Source organism: Promicromonospora kroppenstedtii DSM 19349 (genome assembly GCF_000515355.1).
GTDB lineage: Bacteria > Actinomycetota > Actinomycetes > Actinomycetales > Cellulomonadaceae > Promicromonospora > Promicromonospora kroppenstedtii.
In genome coordinates, this window is record NZ_KI911650.1 from 238 (window position 1) to 1,554 (window position 1,317).

The 1,317-nt window shown below is 71.1% G+C and carries 3 protein-coding genes; 2 read left to right on the forward strand and 1 reads right to left on the reverse strand.

The window, feature by feature from the left end; genetic code table 11:
• On the reverse strand, nt 1–521 hold a 521-nt coding region (locus PROKR_RS10135; protein WP_036962789.1), incomplete at its 3' end, for a hypothetical protein.
• 202 nt (nt 522–723) lie between these two features.
• Here PROKR_RS10135 and PROKR_RS10140 point away from each other — a divergent pair.
• Both PROKR_RS10140 and PROKR_RS10145 read left to right on the forward strand, forming a co-directional pair.
• Entirely contained in the window at nt 724–1,092 is a 369-nt protein-coding gene (locus PROKR_RS10140) for a YciI family protein (protein ID WP_036962791.1), read from the forward strand.
• Nucleotides 1,089–1,317: sigma factor (locus PROKR_RS10145; RefSeq protein WP_036962793.1), on the forward strand; the 229-nt coding region annotated here is incomplete at its 3' end. The genes PROKR_RS10140 and PROKR_RS10145, both read left to right, overlap by 4 nt.

Genomic DNA, 1,317 nt, shown 5'->3' on the forward strand with positions numbered 1-1,317 from the left:
GCCGCCGCCCGCGCCTTGCCGGCGGCGCTCGCCCGCTGCTTGCCGGCCGCCGTCGTCCGCCCCGAGGGGGTCGCCAGCACGAGGCGCTCGTAGCCGCCCTCGTCCTTGCGCATGTCGACGGAGTCCTTGCCGAAGAACGCGGTCACCTCGTGGCCCGTACCGGGCGAGACGGCCACGTACGTGCGCGTCGACGGGATCCAGATGCGGGACGTGTCGAGCCCGTCGGCGATGGCGCGCATCGCCGGGCGGTTCGCCGCCGGGACCTGGAGCGCCTCGAGCGCGGCGTCGAACGAGTCGAAGTCGTCGCGGCCGGGGTCGCCGTCGAGGGCGATGATGCACGACCTGCAGATCTTGAACTTCTGCCGGTCGAGCTCGGTCGCCGGCTGGAGCGTGGCCAGCCGGTTCGTGGTCAGGTGCTGGCAGTCCTTGCCGTGCAGCACCTTGCCGTAGGGAACTCGGTAGAGCAGCTCGATCGGGATATCCGCCCCTGCTTCCGCAGGGGTAACGATGGACGTGTTCACACTCCAGTATCGCGGCTCCGCGGACCTCCTCCCACCACGCGTGTCATGGACGGACGAGCTCAGCTTGGACGAGGTCGGCGCAGACGGCGCCCACGAAAACCGGCGAAGATTTCTCGTGACCGGTTGTCGTATCCGGCTCGGCCGTGCCGACCAAGGGGTACGACGACGGCAGAGCGCCGCCGCCGCGAACCGAGGAGGAACCATGAAGTACCTGATCCTGATGCAGATCAACCCCACCGTCCTCGAGCAGCTCACGCCCGAGCAGGGCAAGCAGGTCCAGGACGGTCACGAGGCGTTCATGGCGCACGTCAAGGAGCGCGGGGAGTTCGTGGGCACGCAGGCGCTGGCCGACCCGAGCCAGAGCAAGGTGGTCCGGTCGGTGGCCGGGACCACGCAGACCAGCGACGGACCGTTCGCCGAGGCCAAGGAGTTCCTGGGCGGCTTCTACCTGGTGGACGTCGAGGACGAGGCCCGGGCGCTGGAGCTCGCCCGCATGATCCCGGACACGGCCATCGACGGGCTCGCCGTCGAGGTGCGGCCCGTGATGTTCAGCGACTTCGGGGACGCGTGAGGGCTGGACCCGCAGTCGGCGAGGACCTGCTGCGCGACCTCGCGCCGCAGGTCCTGGCCCGGCTCGTGCGCACCTACGGCACGGGCCAGTTCGACGTGTGCGAGGACGCCGTCCAGGACGCCCTGCTCGCGGCGTACCGGCAGTGGCCGGCCGACCCGCCGTCGGACCCCGTGGCCTGGCTGGTCACCACGGCCCGGCGCCGGTACGTGGACCGGGTGCGCGCCG

Coding starts and splice junctions, on each gene's coding strand:
- PROKR_RS10140 (WP_036962791.1), top strand. CDS start 724: ATGAAGTACCTGATCCTGATGCAGATCAACCCCACCGTCCTCGAGCAG.